This is a genomic window from Bacillus fungorum (assembly GCF_002746455.1).
Taxonomy (GTDB): Bacteria; Bacillota; Bacilli; order Bacillales; family Bacillaceae_G; genus Bacillus_A; species Bacillus_A fungorum.
In genome coordinates, this window is record NZ_NWUW01000126.1 from 1 (window position 1) to 1,166 (window position 1,166).

The 1,166-nt window shown below is 36.8% G+C and carries 1 pseudogene; it reads right to left on the bottom strand.

The window, feature by feature from the left end:
• Nucleotides 1-1,089, bottom strand: a pseudogene (locus CO726_RS30980) (IS3 family transposase); the annotation flags it as partial.
• Nucleotides 1,090-1,166: the final 77 nt, after the last annotated feature.

Consider the following 1,166-nt stretch of genomic DNA (forward strand, 5'->3'; position numbering starts at 1 on the left):
GACTCAAATAGCCCAGTGTTCCATGGATTCTGACATTGTTAAACCAGTTTACGTAGTCGTTCAATTCTAAGGTCAATTCTTCTAAACTTGCGAAATGACGACCGCGAACGAACTCGGTTTTAAAGATTTTGTAGGTTGCTTCCGCTACCGCATTATCGTATGGACAGCCTTTCGCACTTAATGAACGTTTGATTTTGAAGGTCTCTAACGTGTCATGGATCAGCTTATTTTTGAATTCATTTCCTCGATCTGTATGAAATAGGGTAATCTGATTCGGATTTGTTTTCACCGTTGCGAAAGCTTGTGAAACAAGCTCCGCATCTTTCTTTTGGCCTGCGCTATGTCCTATGATTTCTCGATTAAAGAGATTAATGAATAAACATACGTAATTCCATTTTTTGTTCACACGGACGTATGTTAAATCACTTACAACTACGGCCAGTTCTTCTTTCTGGTTGAACTGACGATCGAGTTCGTTTGAAATTTTTTCTTCATTACAGCTAACTCTCTTCGGTTTAAATTGTGCAATCGTATAGTGAGATACTAAACCTTGTTTCTTCATGATTCGTCCAATACGGCGACGTGAAATCACATATCCTAACTTCTTTAATGCTACTTTTATCTTTCGTGTTCCATAATTCTGACGACTCTCTCGGAAGATTTCTTTCACGAGTGGTGACAATTCATCTCCTGTATCTTGTGCTTGTTTTGCCTCGTAATAATAGGTTGCTCTTGATAATTGTAGGACATTGCACATTGCTGATATCGAGTATTTATGTAGGTTATTCTTCATTACTTTTACTTTCGTCCTAGTATCAGCGCCGCTTGCTTTAAAATATCATTTTCCATAAGAAGTTGTTTGTTTTGTTTTCTCAATGCTTCCAACTCTAGTTGTTCAGTGGTCTTATTATCTTTCTCTTTAAACGAGCCAGATGTATGATTTTAATTCATCCATCAATCCAATGATGATGGTGTTAATCCATATTCCTGAATGATATCTTTCCTTGGCTTACCATTCTGATACAGTTGAACCATTTGGTGCTTAAATTCCGCTGTAAAGGTTCTTCTTTCTCTTTTATTTTTCGTCATAGTAGATTCTCCTCAAATAGATTAGTTGTAGTCTACTTGACCTTAATTTTTTTGTCTAGTTCAGTGTAGCCTATCCA